This window comes from Phenylobacterium sp. (genome assembly GCF_046463815.1).
Lineage (GTDB): Bacteria > Pseudomonadota > Alphaproteobacteria > Caulobacterales > Caulobacteraceae > Phenylobacterium.
Window position 1 is genome coordinate 24,455 of the sequence record NZ_JBKBRO010000023.1, and the last position, 20,987, is coordinate 45,441.

Annotated in this window: 21 protein-coding genes and 1 other RNA gene; 11 read left to right on the top strand and 11 right to left on the bottom strand. The window is 70.1% G+C overall.

Features of this window, described 5'->3' with window-relative positions; translation table 11 throughout:
- Position 1: 1 nt before the first annotated feature.
- From ACK4TT_RS15135 to tkt, 4 genes are all read right to left on the bottom strand, one after another.
- Positions 2-1,192 carry a phosphoglycerate kinase gene (locus ACK4TT_RS15135; RefSeq protein WP_409634592.1) on the bottom strand — a complete coding sequence of 397 codons (1,191 nt, stop codon included), beginning with the start codon at positions 1,190-1,192 and terminating at the stop codon, positions 2-4.
- A 13-nt stretch (positions 1,193-1,205) separates the two neighbouring features.
- A complete protein-coding gene (gap, locus tag ACK4TT_RS15140; RefSeq protein WP_409634589.1) occupies positions 1,206-2,216 on the bottom strand; it encodes a type I glyceraldehyde-3-phosphate dehydrogenase in 1,011 nt (336 codons plus the stop codon).
- A 132-nt stretch (positions 2,217-2,348) separates the two neighbouring features.
- Positions 2,349-3,545, bottom strand: coding sequence for a formate-dependent phosphoribosylglycinamide formyltransferase (gene purT, locus ACK4TT_RS15145; RefSeq protein WP_409634586.1), 1,197 nt, complete (start codon positions 3,543-3,545; stop codon positions 2,349-2,351).
- A gap of 22 nt (positions 3,546-3,567) precedes the next feature.
- Entirely contained in the window at positions 3,568-5,538 is a 1,971-nt protein-coding gene (gene tkt, locus ACK4TT_RS15150; protein ID WP_410213336.1) for a transketolase, read from the bottom strand.
- A 139-nt stretch (positions 5,539-5,677) separates the two neighbouring features.
- Here tkt and ACK4TT_RS15155 point away from each other — a divergent pair, with 139 nt between their 5' ends.
- Entirely contained in the window at positions 5,678-5,953 is a 276-nt protein-coding gene (locus ACK4TT_RS15155) for a DUF4164 family protein (protein WP_409634581.1), read from the top strand.
- Between the two features lie 5 nt (positions 5,954-5,958).
- Positions 5,959-6,294, top strand: coding sequence for a cell division protein ZapA (locus ACK4TT_RS15160; protein ID WP_409634578.1), 336 nt, complete (start codon positions 5,959-5,961; stop codon positions 6,292-6,294).
- Here ACK4TT_RS15160 and ACK4TT_RS15165 read toward each other — a convergent pair.
- A complete protein-coding gene (locus ACK4TT_RS15165; protein WP_410213337.1) occupies positions 6,291-7,316 on the bottom strand; it encodes a fatty acid desaturase family protein in 1,026 nt (341 codons plus the stop codon). The genes ACK4TT_RS15160 and ACK4TT_RS15165 overlap by 4 nt on opposite strands.
- Before the next feature lie 127 nt (positions 7,317-7,443).
- Between ACK4TT_RS15165 and ssrS the strand changes: the two genes are divergently transcribed.
- The 3 genes from ssrS (at position 7,444) to ACK4TT_RS15180 (ending at position 9,043) form a co-directional block, all read left to right on the top strand.
- A non-coding RNA gene (gene ssrS, locus ACK4TT_RS15170) (6S RNA) lies at positions 7,444-7,604 on the top strand.
- Positions 7,605-7,628: 24 nt separating this feature from the next.
- Positions 7,629-8,207 (top strand): 5-formyltetrahydrofolate cyclo-ligase, encoded by a 579-nt coding sequence (locus ACK4TT_RS15175; protein WP_409634572.1) that lies wholly within the window; start codon positions 7,629-7,631, stop codon positions 8,205-8,207.
- Positions 8,207-9,043, top strand: a complete 837-nt coding sequence (locus ACK4TT_RS15180; RefSeq protein ID WP_410213338.1) for a YmdB family metallophosphoesterase — start codon at positions 8,207-8,209, stop codon at positions 9,041-9,043. Before ACK4TT_RS15175 ends, ACK4TT_RS15180 begins: the two co-directional genes overlap by 1 nt.
- On the opposite strand, the gene ACK4TT_RS15185 is transcribed toward ACK4TT_RS15180, so the two are convergent.
- Positions 9,040-10,767: an ATP-binding protein gene (locus ACK4TT_RS15185; RefSeq protein WP_410213339.1), complete on the bottom strand. Its 1,728-nt coding sequence runs from the start codon at positions 10,765-10,767 to the stop codon at positions 9,040-9,042. The two genes, ACK4TT_RS15180 and ACK4TT_RS15185, sit on opposite strands and share 4 nt — an antisense overlap.
- A 125-nt stretch (positions 10,768-10,892) precedes the next feature.
- The gene (locus ACK4TT_RS15190; RefSeq protein WP_410213340.1) at positions 10,893-11,606 is read right to left on the bottom strand and encodes a hypothetical protein; all 714 of its coding nucleotides are present in this window, start codon (positions 11,604-11,606) and stop codon (positions 10,893-10,895) included.
- Between the two features lie 112 nt (positions 11,607-11,718).
- Here ACK4TT_RS15190 and ACK4TT_RS15195 point away from each other — a divergent pair, with 112 nt between their 5' ends.
- On the top strand, positions 11,719-12,075 hold the full coding sequence (locus ACK4TT_RS15195; protein ID WP_409634558.1) for a phage holin family protein: 357 nt from the start codon (positions 11,719-11,721) through the stop codon (positions 12,073-12,075).
- A gap of 9 nt (positions 12,076-12,084) precedes the next feature.
- Positions 12,085-12,261, top strand: coding sequence for a hypothetical protein (locus tag ACK4TT_RS15200; protein ID WP_409634556.1), 177 nt, complete (start codon positions 12,085-12,087; stop codon positions 12,259-12,261).
- 6 nt (positions 12,262-12,267) lie between these two features.
- On the opposite strand, the gene ACK4TT_RS15205 is transcribed toward ACK4TT_RS15200, so the two are convergent.
- From ACK4TT_RS15205 to groES, 3 genes are all read right to left on the bottom strand, one after another.
- Entirely contained in the window at positions 12,268-12,564 is a 297-nt protein-coding gene (locus ACK4TT_RS15205; protein WP_409634553.1) for a DUF1905 domain-containing protein, read from the bottom strand.
- A gap of 80 nt (positions 12,565-12,644) precedes the next feature.
- On the bottom strand, positions 12,645-14,282 hold the full coding sequence (groL, locus tag ACK4TT_RS15210) for a chaperonin GroEL (protein WP_409634552.1): 1,638 nt from the start codon (positions 14,280-14,282) through the stop codon (positions 12,645-12,647).
- A gap of 42 nt (positions 14,283-14,324) precedes the next feature.
- Positions 14,325-14,636 (bottom strand): co-chaperone GroES, encoded by a 312-nt coding sequence (gene groES, locus ACK4TT_RS15215; RefSeq protein WP_409634549.1) that lies wholly within the window; start codon positions 14,634-14,636, stop codon positions 14,325-14,327.
- Between the two features lie 220 nt (positions 14,637-14,856).
- Between groES and ACK4TT_RS15220 the strand changes: the two genes are divergently transcribed.
- On the top strand, positions 14,857-16,074 hold the full coding sequence (locus ACK4TT_RS15220; protein WP_410213341.1) for a class I SAM-dependent methyltransferase: 1,218 nt from the start codon (positions 14,857-14,859) through the stop codon (positions 16,072-16,074).
- 53 nt (positions 16,075-16,127) lie between these two features.
- Entirely contained in the window at positions 16,128-16,544 is a 417-nt protein-coding gene (locus ACK4TT_RS15225) for a hypothetical protein (protein WP_409634544.1), read from the top strand.
- Between the two features lie 185 nt (positions 16,545-16,729).
- Here the strand turns inward: ACK4TT_RS15225 and ACK4TT_RS15230 are convergent, their stop codons facing one another.
- Positions 16,730-18,028: an acyl-CoA dehydrogenase family protein gene (locus ACK4TT_RS15230; RefSeq protein WP_409634541.1), complete on the bottom strand. Its 1,299-nt coding sequence runs from the start codon at positions 18,026-18,028 to the stop codon at positions 16,730-16,732.
- Positions 18,029-18,164: 136 nt separating this feature from the next.
- Here ACK4TT_RS15230 and ACK4TT_RS15235 point away from each other — a divergent pair, with 136 nt between their 5' ends.
- On the top strand, positions 18,165-19,490 hold the full coding sequence (locus ACK4TT_RS15235) for an acyl-CoA dehydrogenase family protein (RefSeq protein WP_409634538.1): 1,326 nt from the start codon (positions 18,165-18,167) through the stop codon (positions 19,488-19,490).
- Positions 19,491-19,605: 115 nt separating this feature from the next.
- Positions 19,606-20,898, top strand: a complete 1,293-nt coding sequence (locus ACK4TT_RS15240) for an MFS transporter (protein WP_409634535.1) — start codon at positions 19,606-19,608, stop codon at positions 20,896-20,898.
- The last annotated feature ends 89 nt before the right edge of the window (positions 20,899-20,987 follow it).

The window sequence follows — 20,987 nt, forward strand, 5'->3', positions numbered from 1 at the left end:
GTTATTGGGCCAGGGCCGCCACTCCGGGCAGCGCCTTGCCTTCCATCCATTCCAGGAACGCGCCGCCAGCGGTGGAGACGAAGGTGAAGTCCCCGGCCACGTGGGCCGCGTTCAGGGCCGCCACGGTATCACCCCCGCCCGCCACGGCCACCAGCTTCCCCGCCTTGGCGAGCGCGGCGGCGTGCCGCGCGGCCGCGACCGTCCCCTTGTCGAAGGGCGGCATCTCGAAGACGCCGAGGGGGCCGTTCCAGATCAGGGTCCGGGAGTTGTCCATGGCGCGGCAGAGCCGTTCGACCGTCGCCGGGCCGGCGTCGAGGATGCGTTCCTCCTCGTCCACGTGGCCGACTTCGCGGATCCGCGCCGGCGCGCCCGGCGCCAGCTTTTCGGCCACGACGATGTCGATGGGAAGGAAGAGCTTGCAGTTGTTCTGGCCGGCCAGGCGGATGATGTCGCGCGCGGTGTCGGCGAGCTCCTTCTCGCAGTAGGAGGCGCCGACGTCGTGGCCTTGGGCGAAAAGGAAGGTGTTGGCCATGCCGCCGCCGATCGCGAGCTTGTCCAGCTTGGTGACCAAGTGGGTCAGCAGGTCGAGCTTGGTGGACACCTTCGAGCCCCCGACGATGCCCAGCACTGGCCGCTCCGGATGGCCCAAGGCGGCGTCCAGGGCGTTCAGTTCCAGCCGCATCTGCTCGCCCGCATAGGCCGGCAGGAGATGGGCCAGGGCTTCGGTGGAGGCATGAGCCCGATGGGCGGCGGAGAAGGCGTCGTTGACGTAGAGGTCGCCGTTGGCGGCCAGGGCGTCGGCGAACTGGCGGTCGTTGGCCTCCTCGCCGGCGTGGAAGCGGACGTTCTCGAGCAGGAGGATCTCGCCGGGCTTCATCGCCTTGACCGCCTCGCGGGCCTTCTGGCCGATGCAGTCGTCGGCGAAGGCCACTGGCGCACCCAGCACCTTCGACAAGGGCTCGACGACGGGCCGCAGGCTCATCGACGGCACCACCTTGCCCTTCGGCCGGTCGAAGTGGGCCAGGAGGACGACCTTGGCCCCCGCCTTGCGCAGCTTGTCGATGGTGGGGACCGCGGCCCGCAGGCGGGTGTCGTCGGTCACCCGCCCGTCCTCCATCGGCACATTCAGGTCCACGCGCACCAGGGCGCGCCGGCCCTGGAGATCGGCGTCGTCGAGGGTGCGGAAGGTCATGGGACGCCTCGGCTTAGAGGAACTTCGCCATGTGGACGGCGGTGTCGCTCATCCGGGTCGAGAAGCCCCACTCGTTGTCGTACCAGGAGAGAACCCGGCCGAGGCCGCCGTCGATCATCTGGGTCTGCGGCAGGGCCACGGTGGACGAGGCCGCCACGTGGTTGAAGTCCATGGAGACCAGCGGCTCCTTGGTCACGGCCAGGACGCCGCGCAGCGGGCCCGAGGCCGCGGCCGCTTCCATCGCGGCGTTGATCTCTTCCACGCTCACCTTGCGGCCCGGCACGAAGTTCAGGTCGACGACCGAGACGTTCGGGGTCGGCACGCGGATCGAGCTGCCGTCCAGCTTGCCGGCCAGTTCCGGGATCACCAGGCCGAGCGCCTTGGCGGCGCCGGTGGAGGTCGGGATCATCGACATGGCCGCGGCGCGGGCGCGGTAGAGGTCCTTGTGCAGGGTGTCCAGCGTCGGCTGGTCGCCCGTGTAGGAGTGGATCGTCGTCATATAGCCGCGCTCGATCCCGCAGAGATCCTGCAGGACCTTGGCCACGGGGGCGAGGCAGTTCGTGGTGCAAGAGGCGTTGGAGATGACCAGGTCGTCCTTGGTCAGGGTCTCGTGGTTCACGCCGTAGACGATGGTCCTGTCGACGCCGTCGGCCGGGGCAGAGACGATGACGCGCTTGGCGCCGGCTTCCAGGTGGGCCGACGCCTTGTCCTTCGAGGTGAAGAGGCCGGTGCACTCCAGCGCGATGTCGACGCCCAGGTCCTTGTGCGGCAGCTCGGCCGGGTTGCGGACCGCGGTCACCTTGATCGGGCCGAAGCCCACGTCGATCGTGTCGCCGTCCACCGTGACGTTGCCCGGGAAGCGGCCGTGCACGCTGTCATAGCGCAGCAGGTGGGCGTTGGTCTCGACGGGGCCCAGGTCGTTGATGGCCACCACCTGGATGTCGGTCCGCGCATGTTCGACGATCGAGCGCAGGACCAGACGGCCGATGCGACCGAAACCGTTGATGGCGACGCGGACGGGCATGGCGGGGGCTCCTTCGACGGATTTCGTTGTGTGGCGGGGGTCCTTTCAGGCGGGGGACGGGAAGTCAACCCCTGGGCCGGGCCTCGGAAGGCGTGGGAGCGCTCACCTCCCGCAAGGGGAGGGCCGCGCGGCTCAGCCCCTAACCGGCCTGACCTTGGCCGCCGCGGTCCGCGCCCGTTCGCGGGCCTCGTCCACGTCCGCCCCCCTGGCCAGGGCCACGCCCATGCGGCGGCGCGCGAAGGCTTCGGGCTTGCCGAACAGGCGCAGGTCGGCGCCAGGGACGGCCAGCGCCTCGGCTGCGCCCTCGAAGGCGATCCCCCGGGCCTCAAGGCCGCCGTAGATCACCGCGCTGGCGCCCGGCTCGCGCAGGGAAACGTCGGTCGGCAGGCCCAGGATGGCGCGGGCGTGCAGGGCGAATTCGCTGAAATGCTGGGTCGCCAGTGTGACGAGGCCCGTGTCGTGCGGCCGGGGCGAGACCTCCGAGAACCACACCTCGCCGCCCTTCACGAAGAGCTCGACGCCGAAGATGCCCAGGCCGCCAAGCGCCTCGGTGACGGCGGCGGCGATCTCGCGGGCGCGCGCCAGCGCCTTCGGGCTCATGGCCTGGGGCTGCCAGCTCTCGACATAGTCGCCCTTCACCTGGCGGTGGCCGATGGGAGCGCAGAAGCTGGTCTCGACCCGGCCGTCCTTCAGGCTGCGGACGGTGAGCTGGGTGATCTCGAAGTCGAAGTCCACGCGGCCCTCGACGATCACCCGGGGCTGCTCGACCCGGCCGCCTTCCAGGGCGTAACGCCAGGCTGCCGCGATCCCCTCGGGCCCCTCGACGTAGGACTGGCCCTTGCCCGACGAGCTCATCACCGGCTTCACGAAGCAGGGGAAGCCCGTCACCTCGGCGGCGGCCCTGGCCAGCTCCGCTTCCGAGGTGGCGAAGGCGTAGGCGCTGGTGGGCAGGCCCAGCTCCTCGGCGGCCAGCCGGCGGATGCCCTCCCGGTTCATGGTGAGCTGGGCGGCCCGCGCGGTGGGGATGACGGTGGCCAGGCCCTCGGCCTCGATCCTCACCAGCTCGTCGGTGGCGATGGCCTCGATCTCGGGGACGACCAGGTGCGGCCGCTCGGCCTCGATCACCGCGCGCAGGGCCGCCGCGTCGGTCATGGCGATGACGTGGCTGCGGTGGGCCACCTGCATGGCCGGGGCGTCGGGATAGCGGTCGACGGCGATCACCTCGCAGCCCAGCCGCTGGAGCTCGATCGCCACCTCCTTGCCGAGCTCGCCCGAGCCCAGGAGCATGACCCGGACGGCGGTGGGCGAGAGCGGCGTTCCGAGGCGCATCATCCTCTCCCCCGGCGAGGGCCTACAGCTTCGCCTTGACGGCGGCGGCCAGGTCCTCGGCCGTGATGCCGAAGTGCTTGTAGAGCGCCTTGTCCGGGGCGCTGGCGCCGAAGCCGGTCATGCCCACGAACACGCCGTCCGCGCCGATGAAGCGGTCCCAGCCCATGCGCACCCCGGCCTCGACGGCGGCCTTGACCTCGGTCTCGCCGATCAGGGCTTCCTGGTAGTCGGCGGGCTGCCGCTCGAAGAGCTCGAACGAGGGGACGGAGACCACCCGGGTCCCGATCCCGTCGGCTTCCAGCAGGTCGCGGGCGGCCAGCGCGATGGCGACCTCGGTGCCGGTGGCGAAGATGGTGGCCTGGGCGGGCTTGCTCGCCGCGGCGAGCTGATAGGCGCCGCGCGCCGACAGGTTCTCGCCGATGGCCTGGGTGCGGACGGCGGGCGTCTTCTGGCGCGACAGGGCCAGGACCGAGGGCGTCGCCTTGGCCTCCAGGGCCAGCTTCCAGCACTCGGCGGTCTCGACCGCGTCGGCCGGGCGGAAGACGTTCAGGTTCGGCATGGCGCGCAGCGAGGCCAGGTGCTCCACCGGCTGGTGGGTCGGGCCGTCTTCGCCGAGGCCGATGGAGTCGTGGGTGCCCACGTGGATCACCCGGATGCCCATCAGCGCCGCCAGGCGGATGGCCGCGCGCGCGTAGTCCGAGAACACCAGGAACGTGCCGCCGTAGGGGATGACGCCGCCGTGCAGGGCCAGGCCGTTCATGGCCGCGGCCATGCCGAACTCGCGCACGCCGTAGTTCACGTAGCGGCCCGCGTAGCCGGGGGCGTCCAGGATGGCGGTGTTCTTGACGTAGGTGTTGTTCGAGCCGGTCAGGTCGGCCGAGCCGCCCACCAGCTCGGGGATCGCGCCGAAGACCTGCTCCAGCACCGCGCCGGAGTGCTGGCGGGTGGCGGCGGCCGGCGCCTTGGCCTCGGCCTCGGCGATGAAGCGGTCCAGCGCCTCGAAGGCGTGCTTCGGCAGCTCGCCCGACATGGCGCGCTCGAACTCGGCGCGGTTCGGCGAGGCGGCGAGACGGGCTTCCCAGGCCTTGCGGGCCTTGCCGCCGCGGCGGCCGGCGGCGCGCCAGGGCTTCAGGGCCTCGTCCGGAACCACGAACGGCTCATGCGGCCAGCCCAGGTGGTCGCGGGTCCTGGCGACCTCGTCCTTGCCCAGCGCCTTGCCGTGGACGTCGTGGGTGCCCTCGTAGGTGGGTGAGCCCTTGCCGATGCGGGTGCGGCAGGCGACCAGCGTCGGGCGGTCCTGCTTCACCGCCCAGGCCAGCGCCCGGCGGATCTGGGCCACGTCATGGCCGTCCACCGCGCGGACAGCCCAGCCGGCGGCCTTGAAGCGGGCGAGCTGGTTGGTGGTGTCCGACAGCGTGACGTCGCCGTCGATGGTGATGCCGTTGTCGTCCCAGAGCACGGTCAGCTTGGCGAGCCTCAGCCGGCCGGCGAGCGCGATGGCCTCGTGGCTGACGCCCTCCATCAGGCAGCCGTCGCCGGCCACCACCCAGGTGCGGTGATCCACCAGGTCCTCGCCGAAGCGGGCGGCCAGGTGGCGTTCGGCCATGGCCATGCCGACGGCGGTGGCCAGGCCCTGGCCCAGCGGGCCGGTGGTGGTCTCGACGCCCGGCGTATGGCCGTACTCGGGGTGGCCCGGGGTGTTGGAGCCGAGTTGGCGGAAGTTCCGCAGGCTGTCGATCGTGACCGCCTTCACCCCGGTCAGGTGGAGCAGGGAGTAGAGCAGCATCGAGCCGTGGCCGGCCGACAGCACGAAGCGGTCGCGGTCGGCCCAGTCCGGGCGGGCAGCGTCGAACTTGAGGAACCGGCTCCAGAGCACCGTGGCGACGTCGGCCATGCCCATGGGCATGCCGGGGTGGCCCGAATTGGCCTGCTCGACGGCGTCCATCGAGAGTACGCGGATGGCGTCGGCCATGGTCTTCAGCGGCGCGGGCATCGGTTCTTCGAGTCTTTCAAGGGGGCGGAATCCGGGCGGCCTCGCACGCGCAGGGCCGCCCCGTCAAGAAAAGGGCCGATTCACAGGCGAGGCGACGCGGGTCTATAGATGCACGGATGCAGCCTTTGGGGAGTCGCGCATGAACCCGGGCGAAAGCGCACTGGAACTGGCGGCCAAGCGGCTTGAGCGGGCGCTTCACCAGCTGGAACAGCGCCTGGCCGAGAAGCTGCGCCAGGCCGGCGCCGAGGCCGGCGGCCTGTTCGACCAGGACCGCGCCAAGCTGGCCGCCGAGCTGGACCAGGCCCGGGCCCGGGAGCGCGCGCTCGAGGAGGCCGGCGCCGAGGCGTCCGCGGCGCTGGGTCGCGCCATACAGGAAATCAAGGCCGCCCTGAACGGGCAGGCGCCGCAGGAGTAATCGCCATGGCCCAGATCAGCGTCGAGGTGAACGGCCGGCCCTATGCGGTGGGCTGCGAGGACGGCCAGGAACAGCACCTGCAGGAGCTGGCCCGCCTGTTCGACCAGCAGGTCCGCTACGTGTCGCAGGACATGGGCCAGCTCGGCGACACCCGCCTGTTTCTGATGGGCGCCCTGCTGCTCGCGGACGAACTCTACGACGCCAAGAACCGGCTGGCGGCGATGCAGGCTGAACTCGCCCGCCTGCAGGCCGACCGCGCCCGCATCGAGACCCGCGCGGTGGCCGCGCTGGAGAACGCCGCCAAGCGCATCGAGACCCTGGCGACCGACCTGGCGGCCTAAAGGGTCTTCCTGGCCAGCTTGGCCAACGCCGGGACGAGCTCGCGCTCCTCCACCTGGCGATAGGGGCTGTCCGGCGACACGTGGGCGACCATGCGCGCGTGGGCGGCGCCCAGGTTGTGGTAGGGCATCCGCGGCAAGAGGTGGTGCAGGGCGTGGTAGCGCAGGCCCACCGGAGCCCACAGGTACGGCAGGACGGCCGGCGGCGGCACGTTCACCGAATCCAGGAACTGACCCTCGAAGCTCATCCGCCCGCCCTCGTTCTCCCAGTAGTGCGCGACCGCGGTGCGGAGCTGGTTCACGAAGGCGAAGACGGAGTAGATCGCCACGCCCGTCACGACCGCGCGCAGGGGTATCAAGCCGGCCAGCGTCAGGCCGATCACCGTCCAGCTCCACAGCCAGCAGGCTATCTCCTGGGCGAGCCACGGCGCCTTGGCCGCGCGGTCGAAGTCGTCGCGGGAGAACTGCGGATTGATGGTCATGGCCGAGGCCTTGGCGACGGCGAAGCGGCGCGCCGGCGGGACCAGGAAGCCGACCGGGGCCAGCACGGCGAAGCGCAGGATCACGCCCACGGGCGCCAGCAGGGCGATGAAGATGAAGCCGAGCAGGCTGGAGAGCGGCAGGTGGGCCAGCGGCATGTATTCCGGGTCGCGGACGGTGCCGTAGCGGTCCTTGGCGTGGTGCAGCATGTGCACCCCCTCGTAGAGCAGCGAGGGGGTCAGGAAGGGGACGCCGATCAGCAGGTTCCAGCCGAAGTGGAAGCCGGGCAGCTCGTCCCGCCGCTGGTGCGTCAACTCGTGGATGAAGCTCACGCCGCGGTAGAGGGCCAGCACGCAGACCGCGCCGGCGATCAGCGCGCCGGCCAGGCTGTGGGCCGTGGCCGCGACCCAGAGGCTGGCGTAGGTCACCGCCGCCGTGGCGATCAGGTCCAGCCAGTAGATCGCGGGATTGGGCCGCATGAGGTCGCGCGTCAGGTCGTTGGCGACGCGGGCGAGGCCGGGAGAAGGGGAGAGGGTATCGGTCACACGGCCAGACTTAGTGGTCCCGGGCCGCGCCTTGAAGTGCGAATTCGCCAAGTACGAATTCTCGGGCCGCGCGGACCCGCCGCGCTTGAGCCCGCCCGCCGGGCTCACTACCTTGGGCCTCCGGCGGGTCCTGCTGCGGCTCTCGTCGAAGGCGACATATCCCAGCGACCTTAATTCACTCGAAGGGAGCTGTCCCTGCCCAGGGCCGTGGTCTTGGGTATACGGCGCCCACCTGGTCTGCCAGGTCGAGGGGATGAAACAGTCCTTCACGGCTCACGCGGCGCCGCCACCTCTTTCCGCTATAGAGGCGGCGTGACCCCTCCGACCGACAAGACCGCGCTCCGGGCGCGCCTCAGGACCCTGCGCAAGGGGCTGGCGGCGGCGGCGCCCGACGCCGCGATGCGCGCGGCGGCCCGCCTGCCGCTGGATCGGCTGCCCGAGTTCCAGAGCTTCGCCGGCTACATGGCCCAGGGCTCGGAGATCGACCCCTCGCCCCTCATGCGCCGGCTGATCGACACCGGAGCCGAGGCCGCCCTGCCGATCGCCGTCAGCCGCCACGAGCCGCTGGAGTTCCGGCTGTGGGACACCCGCAGTCCGCTGGAACGCGACGCCTTCGGCATCCTGGGGCCGCCTGGCTGGGCCGACACGGTGGAGCCAGACCTGGTGATCGCCCCGCTGCTCGCCTTCGACCGCCGCGGCGGCCGGCTGGGGCAGGGCGCGGGCCACTACGACCGCACGCTCGCGAACCTGCGGGCCACGAAGCCGGTCTTCGTCCTGGGCCTCGCCTATGCCGGCCAGGAGGTGGACGAGATCCCCATGGAGCCGCACGACCAGCGGCTCGACGCGATTCTGACCGAGACGGATTTCATCGCCGTCGCTAGAGAGACTTGATGCGACTTGCCTTTTTCGGAGACGTGGTCGGCCGTGCGGGCCGCGACGGCCTGGCCGAGTTCCTGCCCGGCCTGAAGCGCCAGCTCCAGCTCGACTTCGTGGTGGTCAACGCCGAGAACGCCGCCGCCGGCTTCGGCATCACCGAGGCCACGGCCAACGAGCTGTTCGAGGCCGGCGCCGACTGCCTGACGCTCGGCAACCACTCGTGGGACCAGAAGGAGGCGCTGACCTACATCGTCCGCGAGCCGCGCCTGATCCGCCCGCTGAACTATCCGCCGCTCAGCGACGCGCCGGGACGCGGGGCGCAACTGTTCGACACCGCCTCGGGCCGCCGGGTGCTGGTCGTGAACCTGCTGGGCCGGGTCTACATGGACCCCCTCGACGATCCCTTCGCCGCGGTGGACCGCGAGCTGGAGTCCGCGCCCCTGGGGGCGGTGGCCGACGCGATCATCGTCGACATGCACGCCGAGGTCAGCTCCGAGAAGATGGCCATGGGTCACTGGTGCGACGGGCGGGCGAGCCTGGTGATTGGCACCCACACCCACGTGCCCACCGCCGACGCCCAGATCCTGCCCGGCGGGACCGCCTACCAGACCGACGCCGGCGCCTGCGCCGACTACGACAGCGTGATCGGCAACCAGAAGGACGAGCCGCTGCGCCGGTTCACCACCAAGATCTCGGGCGGCCGCTACAAGCCGGCCGAGGGGCCGGCCACGGTCTGCGGGGTGTACGTCGAGACGGACGACAGGACGGGCCTCGCCCGCCGCATCGAGCCGATCCGCGTGGGCGGACGACTGAAGCCGACCGTTCCCAGCCTGGAGACCGCCGAGGTCTAGGCAGCCGACCGCGAGCGTCGCGGCGCGTACATCACCCGGCGGATGGCCGCGAACAGCTCGGCCGGCTGGATGGGCTTGTTCTGAAGCGCGTCGAAGCCCGCCGCCTTCAGCCGCTCCTCCTCGCCGGGTTCGCCGCCGGCGGTCAGGGCGATGATCGGGATGTCGGCCGAGCCGGCGAAGCCCGCGCGGATGCGGCTCACCGCCTCCTCCCCGTCCATGACCGGCATCCGGACGTCCATCAGCACGAGGTCGAAGAGGTCGACCTGCAGCCGCTCCAGGGCGTCGGCGCCGTGGACGGCGGTCTCGACCGAGGCGCCGGCGGCCTCCAGCAGCGCGCGGGCGACGGCCAGGTTGATCGGGTTGTCGTCGGTGACCAGCACCCGCAGCGGCGGCAGCTCCAGCGCCTCGGTCTCGCGCACGTCCACCGGGCCGCCTTCGGCGGCGGGCAGGGGCAGCCAGACGCGGAACGTCGAGCCCCGGCCCGGCTCGCTCTCGACGCTGATGTCGCCGCCCATCATCGACGACAGGGTCCGGCAGATGGAAAGGCCCAGGCCCGTGCCGCCGTACTTGCGCGCGGTCGAACTCTCGGCCTGGCTGTAGGGCCGGAACAGACGGGCGACCTGTTCGGCGGTCATGCCGGGGCCGGTGTCGATGACGCGGATCTCGACGCCGCCCTCGCCGTCGGCGTGCAGGTCCTGGCGGAGCGCCAGGGTCACGCGTCCCGTTTCGGTGAACTTGAGCGCGTTGGAGAGCAGGTTGAGGATGATCTGCCGCACCCGCGTCTCGTCGCCCAGCAGGTGGGCCGGCAGCAGCGGGTCCACCTCGAGCTCCAGGTCCAGGCCCTTGGCGGCGGCGGCCTCGGTCCAGAGCTTGATGGACTGCTGGCCCACGGCGCGCAGGTTGAACGGCGCGACCTCCAGCTCCATGCGGCCGGCCTCGATCTTCGAGTGGTCCAGCACGTCGTTGAGGATGGCGAGCAGGCTGTCGCCCGAGCGGACGATGGTCTCGGCATATTCGCGCTGGCGCGCCGTGAGCGGCGTCTGCTGCAGGGCGCGGGCCATGCCGAGCACGCCGTTCATGGGCGTGCGGATCTCGTGGGTGACCATGCTCAGGAACACCGACTTGGCCTCGTTGGCCTCGTTGGCGCGCCGCTCGGCGTCGGCCAGGGCGGCGGCGTTCCGGGCGGTCGCCCGGGCGGCCACGGCCACGTACGACAGCGCCATGGCGAAGCCGAAGGCCACGATGAGCAGGTCGCCCAGGCCATAGCCGCCCAGCAGGGGCAGCGCCATCCAGAGCGCCGCCGCCGGCAGTCCCATGGCGAGGAGGGCGGCGGGCGTACGCGACGAGAAGCCCTGGGCGTGGACCAGCACGGTGACCAGGATGGCCACGCCGGCGAGCCGCAGCGACTCCTCGCCCGACATCCAGCCGCGCAGGGCCAGGCCGCACCAGGCGAGGCCGGCGAGGCTCATGAGGACGAAGTAGGCCAGCCGGGCCGACGGCGTGAGGGCGCCGCCCCCGAGGGCGTTGCGCGAGGCGAACCGGGCGCCGGCCTCGGTCACCGCGAAGAAGGCGAACCAGCCGAGGCTCCAGGCCAGGCCGAAGGGCTTGATGGACAGCAGGGTGGCGATGGCGGCGGCGGCGACCCGGACGGCGAGCACTTCCCAGGACGTGCGGGCCACGATGTCCAGCCGCTCGTCCAGCACCTTCCAGCGCGCCTTGTCCACGCGGCCGCCCCCCGATGTTCCCCGCCGGAATCGCGGCGGAGCCGCACCGGCCGTCAAGCTTAACCTTTCGGCGAACAGCGTCCAACCGCGGTTGCAAGAACTCGGGTATCGGTTGTACCGCCCCCCTAGCGGGGGCGTGGGGCCGCGCCGGGCAAGGGCGGAAGCGTGTCGAGGGTAAGACGCCCTGCGCCGGTCTTGTCGAGCAGGCCGAAACGGCTGCGCGCCGTCCGAACCCACTCGTCCAGCGTCACCTTGCGGTCGCCGTCCAGATCCGAGCCGGTCACCGGCTGCGGGATGTTGAGCAGCGAGAAGCGCGCCGCGCCTTCCCGGCCGGCGACGGGGCCGCCCCGTCGACCGCCGCCGCCCTTGAGCCGGCCGCCGCCGTCGTGGCGGCGGACCTCCCGCGGTTCCCCGCCCGGGCCGCCTTCGCCGCTGCGGGGTCCGTCCCCGGCGCCGGCCGGTCCCGCGCCGTAGAAGCCGACGATCTCCGGCGCGACCTCCTGCTCGTAGGCCTGCAGCTCGGGCCCGCGCAGGGCGCCGTTCCCGTCCTTGTCCAGCACCTTGAAGAAGCGTTCGGCGTCGGCCCGGAACTCGTCGGGCGTGAGCGCGCCGTCGTGGTCGGCGTCCGCGCCCGCGAACCAGGCGGCCAGCCCGTCGCCGCCCCGGAACGGCTCGCCCGCCGGGCTGATGTAGAGCCGGCCCCGGGGGCCGCCCGGAGGTCCTCCCGGCGGCCCTCCCGGTGACCCTCCGGGCGGCGGCCCCTCGCCCGGGTGGGGCTGGGCCTGGACCTGGCCGGCGAGGGTCGCTGCGGCCGCGAGGGCGAGGATGGCTGCGCGCATGGAGTCTCCCGTTCCGTTCGGCGACCAGCCTGGCCGCGCGCGGCGGCGGGAATGCGGCCCGGGTTGTAACCTTCGCGAAACGAAGCTCTAGTCCCGCGAAACGGAGGCGCCCATGCTGGCCAGGTTCATCGTCCGCGCGGTCTTCGCAGCCCTGGGCCTATGGCTGGCGGCCAAGGTCGTGCCCGGGGTCAGGGTCGACGACACCGGCACGCTGATCGTGGCCGCCGTGCTGCTGGGGATCGTCAACGCCCTGGTCCGGCCGGTGGTGGTGATCCTCACCTTGCCGCTCACCATCGTGACCCTGGGCCTGTTCCTGCTGGTGGTGAACGCCGCCATGATCGGCCTCGTGGCCATGCTGCTGGGCGGCTTCTCGGTGGCCGGCCTGGGCCCGGGAATCCTTGCGGCCATCGTCACCGGCGTGGTGAGCTGGATCGGGAACATGGTCGTCGGCGGGTCCGAAAGGGGCTAGGGCGGCGTCATGTCGATCGAGAATCATCCCGGCTACGCCCGCTGGCAGGCCGCCAAGGACCGGCTGGAGGACGCCAAGCTGCTCCTGGACCAGGTGACCACCGACGCCGAACGCGCGGTCGCCCAGCGCGAGGTCGACGAGGCCCAGGAAGAGTACGACGCCGCCGTCGACGCCATCGTCAGCTGAGGCCGCTCAGGTCTCGATCTCGACCGCGTAGGCGACGGTCTGTCCGGCGGCGAGGCCCGCACGACGGCGCACCTCGGCCTTGACCGGCAGCAGGAACGACCCCGCCCTGCGGTCGGCGAACAGTGAGGTCTTCCAGCGCACCTCGCCGATGACCGCCGTCACCCTCAGCGAGCCGAACGGCGCCAGCCGCCCGCCGACCGTGCGGACCCCCTCGGCCATCTCCGGCGGCAGGGTGATGAAGTGCCAGCCGCCGGGGCCGGAGTAGGCCCAGACCTCGCCTTCGGCCTCGTACCGGAACGACATCGCGCCTCATCAGGGGAAGGTTCAAAGAAAAAGGGCGGAGCCTCGCGGCCCCGCCCTCAATCAACACGCTGAGCGCTGGATTAGAAGTCCATATCGCCCATGCCGCCGGGCATGCCGGGGGCCGCGGGCGCGTTCTTCTTCGGCGCTTCGACGATGGCCGCTTCCGTGGTGATCAGCAGGCCGGCGACCGAAGCCGCGTCCTGCAGGGCCGTGCGGACGACCTTGGCCGGGTCGATGACGCCGGCCTGCACCAGGTCGACGTACTCTTCCGTCTGGGCGTTGAAGCCGAAGGTCGGCGAGGCGTTCTCGAGCACCTTGCCCACCACGATCGAGCCCTCGACGCCCGCGTTCTCCGAGATCTGACGGATCGGAGCCTGCAGGGCGCGGCGCACGATGGCGATGCCGGCTTCCTGGTCGTCGTTGTCGCCCTTGAAGCCGTCGAGCACCTTCGAGGCCTTCAGCAGGGCCACGCCGCCGCCGGGGACGATGCCTTCTTCCACCGCAGCGCGGGTGGCGTTCAGGGCGTCGTCGACGCGGTCCTTCTTCTCCTTCACCTCGACTTCGGTCGCGCCGCCGACGCGGATCACCGCGACGCCGCCGGCGAGCTTCGCCAGACGCTCTTGCAGCTTTTCCTTGTCGTAGTCCGAGGTGGTGTCCTCGATCTGCTTCTTGATCTGGGCGATGCGGCCCTCGATGCCGGACTTGTCGCCCGAGCCGTCCACGATCGTGGTGTCTTCCTTGGTGATCGTGACCTTCTTGGCGCGGCCCAGCATGTCGAGGGTGACGCTCTCGAGCTTGATGCCCAGGTCTTCGCTGATGAGCTGGCCGCCGGTGAGGATCGCGATGTCCTCCAGCATGGCCTTGCGGCGATCGCCGAAGCCCGGCGCCTTGACCGCCGCGACGCGCAGGCCGCCGCGCAGCTTGTTGACCACGAGGGTCGCGAGCGCTTCGCCTTCGACGTCTTCAGCGATGATCAGGAGCGGGCGGCCCGACTGGACCACGGCTTCCAGCACCGGCAGCAGGGGCTGCAGGGAGGAGAGCTTCTTTTCGAAGAGCAGGATCAGCGGCTCTTCGAGTTCGGCCTCCATCTTCTCGGCGTTGGTGATGAAGTACGGCGAGAGGTAGCCGCGGTCGAACTGCATGCCTTCCACGACATCGAGTTCGGTCTCGGCGGTCTTGGCTTCCTCGACCGTGATGACGCCTTCGTTGCCGACCTTTTCCATGGCGCGGGCGATCATCTCGCCCACTTCAACGTCGCCGTTGGCCGAGATGGTGCCGACCTGGGCGATCTCGCTGTTGGCCGAGACCTTCTTGGCGGTCGACTTGATCTCTTCGATGACCTTGGCCACGGCCTTGTCGACGCCGCGCTTCAGGTCCATCGGGTTCATGCCGGCCGCGACCGACTTCAGGCCTTCCACGACGATGGCCTGGGCCAGCACGGTGGCGGTGGTGGTGCCGTCGCCGGCCTTGTCGTTGGTCTTGGAGGCCACCTCACGGATGAGCTGGGCGCCCAGGTTCTCGAACTTGTCGGACAGTTCGATTTCCTTCGCCACCGACACGCCGTCCTTGGTCGAGCGCGGCGCGCCGAAGGACTTCTCGATGACGACGTTGCGGCCCTTGGGGCCGAGGGTCACCTTGACCGCGTTGGCCAGGGTATTGACGCCGCGCAGCATGCGGTCGCGGGCGTCGGAGGAGAAATAGACGTCTTTGGCAGCCATGTGTGCTGTCCTTCTAACTGGATGTTCTGATCGGACGCGGGCTTAGGCGGCCTTGGCGGCCTTGTCGGCCTCGAGCACGCCCAGGATGTCGCTTTCCTTCATGATCAGCAGGTCTTCGCCGTGCAGCTTGACCTCCGTGCCGGACCACTTGCCGAACAGGATGCGGTCGCCGACCTTCACGTCGAGCGGTTGGATCTTGCCGCTCTCGTCGCGGGCGCCGGGGCCGACGGCGATCACTTCGCCTTCCTGCGGCTTTTCCTTGGCGGTGTCGGGGATGATGATCCCGCCCCGGGTCTTCTCTTCTTCCTCGACGCGCTTGACGAGGACGCGGTCTCCCAGAGGACGAAACGCCATGATGCTCTTTCTCCGTTCGAGACGGTGTGGATAACGGGGACGTAAGCCCGCAACGGCCGCCTGTTAGCAGTCTCGGCCCTTGAGTGCTAACGTCGGCTGCGAGGTAGGAAAAGGCCGTCCGGGAGTCAAGACGCCCAAGGGCCGGCGCCCCGCAAATCCTCGCGGAACCTTGGCTCGGCCGTCGTCGTTCCTAGCTATGTCGGGTGATGTGGGGTGCAGCATGGGCTTGCAAGCTTTCCTGCAGAAGACGGTCCGCGAGGGCGATCTCACCATAAGGCTGCCGGGCGGCCGGACCTTGAGGCTGGGCGACGGCTCGGGCCCGCCGCTTGTCGCCCGGATCACCAGCCCGCTTTGGGCGGCCCGGATCGCCGCCAAGCCCGGCCTGGGCGTCGGCGAGGCCTATGTGGACGGCGGTCTCGTGCTCGAACAGGGCGACGTGGCCGACTTCATCGACCTGATCGGGGCCAACGCCAAGTTCAAGACGCGCAAGAAGCGCGGCCCCCTGCGCCGCTGGCTGCGCGACCGCCGGCGGGAGGCCAACCACCGCAAGGCCGCGCGCAAGAACGTCCATCACCACTACGACCTCTCCAACGAGCTCTACCGGCGCTTCCTGGACGAGGACATGCAGTACTCCTGCGCCTACTTCGCCCGGCCGGACATGACGCTGGAGGAGGCCCAGCTCGCCAAGAAGCGGCACATCGCCGCCAAGCTCGCCCTTCAGCCCGGCCACAAGGTGCTGGACATCGGCTGCGGCTGGGGCGGCATGGCGCTCACCTTGGCCGAGGAGACCGGCGCCGAGGTTGACGGGATCACGCTCTCCACGGAACAGCTCGGCCTCGCCCAGCAGCGGGCCGAAGCCAAGGGCCTCTCGAACCGCGTCCGCTTCTCGCTGACCGACTATCGGGACGTGGCCGGCCCCTACGACCGCATCGTCTCGGTGGGCATGTTCGAACATGTGGGCCGGCCCAACTACCAGGCCTATTTCGATGGCGTGGCCCGCCTGCTGAAGGACGACGGGGTGGCCCTGATCCACTCCATCGGCCGCCCCGAGGGACCGAACGTCACCAACGCCTGGATCGCCAAGTACATCTTCCCCGGCGGCTACATCCCGGCGCTGTCCGAGGTGCTGCCGGCCATCGAGCGGGCTGGGCTCTACGTCACCGACATCGAGATCCTCCGGCTCCACTACGCCGAGACGCTGAAGAACTGGCGCCAGCGCTTCGCCGCCCGCCGTGGCGAGGTGGCCCAGATGCTGGACGAGCGGTTCTGCCGGATGTGGGAGTTCTACCTCGGCGTCTCCGAGATGGCCTTCCGCCACCGCGGGCATTTCGTCTTCCAGGTCCAGCTCGCCAAGCGGATCGACGCCCTGCCGATCACCCGTGACTACATGGGCGAGGCCGAACGGGCCCTGAACGCGCCCGCCAAGCGGGTGGCGTAAGCCCCGCGCCGCCGCTAGGTTCGCTTCGAACAGATGTTTGGAGTGAAACGCCCATGCGCCGCGCTATCGCGCTCGCCGCCCTGATCGCCTTCGCCGCCCAAGCCGGCGCGGCCCAGGCCGAGACCTGGTCCAAGTTCATCGACGGCCCGAACGGGACCGAGTGGTCCTACGACGCCGACTACACCTACAAGGACAGGCAGAGCGGCCGGATCGTGGTGATGCAGGCGGTCTCCAAGCCCGCCGCCAAGATCGGGCCGTCGGGCCCGGGCAAGCCGGACGGCGTCGGCTACGTCTACGCGATCGACTGCGCCAAGAAGAACCTGATCTCCATGGGCGCCTACACGCCCTCGAAGCCGCTGGCCATCGCCGACGGCTGGCGCGACGAGAAGCCGAAGAAGGCCGAGGGCCCCGAGAACGAGGCCCTGCTGGGGGCGGTCTGCCCGCACGCCGAGCATGTGCCGGTGAAATAGGGCCGGAGAAGCGGGGTCGGAAAAATAACGCCGGTCTTAACTCAAGCTTGACCGTAGGCGGGTGACACTCCGCGCCATGGGACTGTGGATCAAACTCGTTCCGGCGCTGACGACGGCCATGCTCGTGGCCACGGCCTTCGTCATGACCGGCCAGCGCCCGCTCTACATCTGAGCTCCCAGCCGCCTCAGCGGATGCCGACCGGCACGCGCTCGGCGTCCTTCTCCGCCCGGATCTTGGCCTGCAGATCGCCGTACCTGGCCATCTCCATGCGGGCGATGGTGCGGTTGTGGACCTCGTCCGGGCCGTCGGCCAGGCGCAGGGTCCTGAGGTTGGCGTAGGCGCGGGCCAGGCCGAAGTCGTCCGCGACGCCGGCCCCGCCGTGGGCCTGGATGGCGTCGTCGACGATCTTCAGCGCCATCGTGGGCGCCTGGACCTTGATCATGGCGATCTCCAGCCGGGCGACCTTGTTACCGGCCTTGTCCATCATGTCGGCGGCCTTCAGGCAGAGCAGGCGGGTCATCTCCAGGTCGATACGGGCCCGCGCGATCCGCTCCTCCCAGACCGAGTGCTCGGACAGGTGCTTGCCGAAGGCCTTCCGGCTCATCAGCCGCTTGCACATCTTCTCCAGCGCCACCTCGGCGGCCCCGATCGTGCGCATGCAGTGGTGGATGCGGCCGGGCCCGAGGCGCGCCTGGCTGATCTCGAAGCCGCGGCCCTCGCCGAGGATCAGGCTGTCCTTCACCGGCACGCGGACGTTCTCCAGCACCACCTCGGCGTGGCCGTGCGGGGCGTCGTCGTAGCCGAACACCGGCAGCATGCGCACGACGCGGATGCCGGGCGCGTCCATCGGCACCAGCACCTGGCTCTGCTGCTGGTGCAGGGGCGCGTCGGGGTCGGTCTTGCCCATGACGATGGCCACCTTGCAGCGCGGGTCGCCCACGCCCGACGACCACCACTTGCGGCCGTTGATGACGTAGTCGTCGCCGTTCCGCTCGATGCGGGTCTCGATGTTGGTGGCGTCCGAGGAGGCCACCGCCGGCTCGGTCATCAGGAAGGCCGAGCGGATCTCGCCTTCCATCAGCGGCTTCAGCCAGCGGTCCTTCTGCTCGCGCGTCCCGAAGCGCTCCAGCACCTCCATGTTGCCGGTGTCCGGCGCCGAGCAGTTGAACACCTCGGAGGCGAAGCCCACGCGGCCCATGATCTCGGCGATCGGGGCGTATTCCAGGTTCGAGCAGGTCAGGCCCTCGAAGCGGAAGGTGTCCTCCACCGGCGGATGGCCGGACGACGGCGGCATGAACATGTTCCACAGGCCCGCGGCCTTGGCCTTGGCCTTCAGCTCCTCCAGCACCGGGATCACCTTCCAGCGCTCCCCCTCCTCGTGCTGCTGCTCGTAGGTCGGCACGGCGGGATAGACGTGCTGCTCCATGAAGGCCGTGACCTTGCCGATCAGCTCCTTCTGGCGGGGGGAGTAGTCGAAATCCATCGCGCGGCTCCGGGTTCAAACACTTGTTTGAATATGATATGCCCCCGGGGGACGAACAGTTGTTTGATTTTCCGCAAATCTGCGCCCATGGTCCGTCAACCCGACGACCGGCTCCAGCGCTCTGGGAGGAGTGAACATGAACAACATCGCTGCGGAACGCGCGAATTCGACTTTCGGCCTGAGCCCGCAGGACGAGCTCAACGACCTGCGGATGTCCGACAAGGCGCTGCCGCTCTACAACGCGGTGAAGGCGTTCATCCGCGAGGTGGTGGAGCCCGCCAGCGAGGAGTTCCACCGGCTGGGCGAAGGCCGGCCCGATATCTGGGACTATGCGCCGGGCCAATTGGAGGTCCTGGAGGCGGCCAAGGACAAGGCCAAGGCCCAGGGCCTCTGGAACTTCTTCCTGCCGAACGCCGAGACCGGCGAGGGCCTCTCGAACCTGGACTACGCCTACATCGCCGTCGAACTGGGCAAGAACCGGCTGGCGTCCGAGATCATGAACTGCGCCGCGCCCGACACCGGCAACATGGAGGTGCTGGAGCGCGTCGGCACGCCCGAGCAGAAGGAGAAGTGGCTGAAGCCCCTGCTGGAGGGGAAGATCCGCTCGGCCTACTGCATGACCGAGCTGAACACGGCCAGCTCGGACGCCAAGAACATCGACACCCGCGCCGTGCGCGTGGGCGACGAGTACATCATCACCGGCGAGAAGCACTATATCTCGGGCGCGGGCGACCCGCGCTGCAAGGTGATGATCACCATGGTGCGGACCGGCGGCGAGAACGACCCGCCGCACCTGCAGCAGTCGCAGATCCTGGTGCCGCTGCCCTGCGAGGGCGTGGAGATCGTGGGCGGCCAGCAGGTGTTCGGCGACTATGACGCGCCCCACGGGCACATGCACATCCGCTTCAACAACGCCCGGGTGCCGGCCTCGAACATCCTGCTGGGCGAGGGTCGCGGCTTCGAGATCAGCCAGCTTCGCCTCGGCCCTGGCCGGATCCACCACTGCATGCGCGCGATCGGCTCGGCCGAAAAGGCGCTGGACCTGATGGTGACGCGCGGCATGCAGCGTGTGGCGTTCGGCAAGCCGATCATCCAGCTGGGCGGCAACCTCGAGATCGTCAGCCGCGCGCGGATCGAGATCGAGGCCATGCGCCTGATGGTGCTGAAGGCCGCCAAGGCGATGGACGTCCTCGGCAACCGCGAGGCCCGGGTCTGGATTCACATGGTCAAGGCCATGGTCCCCGAGCGGGTCTGCAAGATCATCGACCAGGCGATCCAGATGCACGGCGCCCTGGGCGTGTCGCAGCACACCCCGCTGGCCCGCATGTACGCCAACACCCGCACCCTGCGGATCGCCGACGGCCCGGACGAGGTCCACCACATGGTGGTCGGCCGCAACGAGCTGCAGCAGTTCCGCGAGGGACCGCACGACAGCTCGATGTCGGCGGTGTTCCGGAACTAGGCCCTCACAGGCGGCCCTCTCTCCTCGGCGGGGAGGGGGCCGTCTTGGAGGCGCTGTAAGTTACCGCTAACATGTGCTGAACTCCCGGCATAACGATGTTGGGAGGATGGCGGTCATGGAGGCGCTCGACGAGGCGCGCGTTCTGCGCAAGGTGGCGCTCCGCCTCCTGCCGTTCATCGGCCTGCTCTATTTCGTGGCCTACCTGGACCGGGTGAACGTCGGCTACGCCGCGCTCACCATGAACGCCGACATCGGCCTGTCGGCGGCGGCCTATGGCGCGGGCGCCGGGATCTTCTTCCTGGGCTACTTCCTGTTCGAGGTGCCTTCGAACCTGATCCTGGAGAAGTTGGGGGCCAGGCGCTGGATCGCCCGCATCATGGTGAGCTGGGGCGTGCTCTCGGCCGGCATGGCCTTCATCGACAGCCCCGCCGCCTTCTACGTCGTCCGCTTCCTGCTGGGGGTGGCCGAGGCCGGCTTCTTCCCCGGCATGATCCTCTACCTGACCTACTGGTTCCCCTGGGGCGAGCGGGGCCGGATCGTGGCGTCTTTCATGCTGGCCATTCCGATCTCGGCGGTGATCGGCGCGCCGCTGTCGACCGCGCTCCTCGACATCTCGGTGTTGGGGCTCGCCGGCTGGCGGACCATGTTCCTGCTGGAGGGTCTGCCGGCCATGGTGCTGGGCGTGGTGGTCTTCTTCTGGATGACCGACAAGCCCGCCGTCGCCCGCTGGCTCAGCGACGCGGAGAAGGCCGTCGTCCAGCGGGCCCTGGACCGCGATCACGTGGCGGCCGAGGACGGCCGCCTCCATTCGCTGCGCCACGCGCTCTCCAGTCCCCGGGTCTGGAAGTACGCCTTCGTCTATTTCGGCGCGGTGATGGGCAGCTACGGCCTGGGCTTCTGGATGCCGCAGATCGTCAAGGGCTTCGGGGAGCTCTCCAACCAGCAGACCGGCCTGATCACCGCCGGGCCCTACCTGGTGGCGGCCATCGCCATGGTGCTCTGGGGACGCCACGCGGACCGGACCGGCGAACGGCTCTGGCACTTCATCCTGCCTGCGCTCCTCGCGGCGGCGGGCTTCCTGCTGGCCGCATTGGTTACGGACACGGCCTGGCGGTTCGCCGGCCTCGCCCTGGGCGCCATCGGGGTCAACGGCGCCTGCTCGGCCTTCTGGGCCCTGCCGACCCGGTTCCTGCGGGCCACGGCGGCGGCGGGCGGCATCGCCCTCATCAACTCGGTGGGCAACCTGGCGGGCTACCTCGGTCCCTTCGTGATGGGGTTCCTGAAGGACCGGACCGGCGCCTACGGGGCGGGCCTGATCGCGCTCTCCACCGCGCTGGTCGCCTCGGCGCTTCTGGCGCCCGCCTGGGGCCGCCGCCGGACCTTGGCCTTGAGGCCCGACCCGGTGTAAGCGAACGCCGTCACATGACGGCTTCCCACGCCCTCAGCCACGCCATTCCCCCAGGCGCTCGCCCGACGCGGCTCGCAGCGCCTGCACCT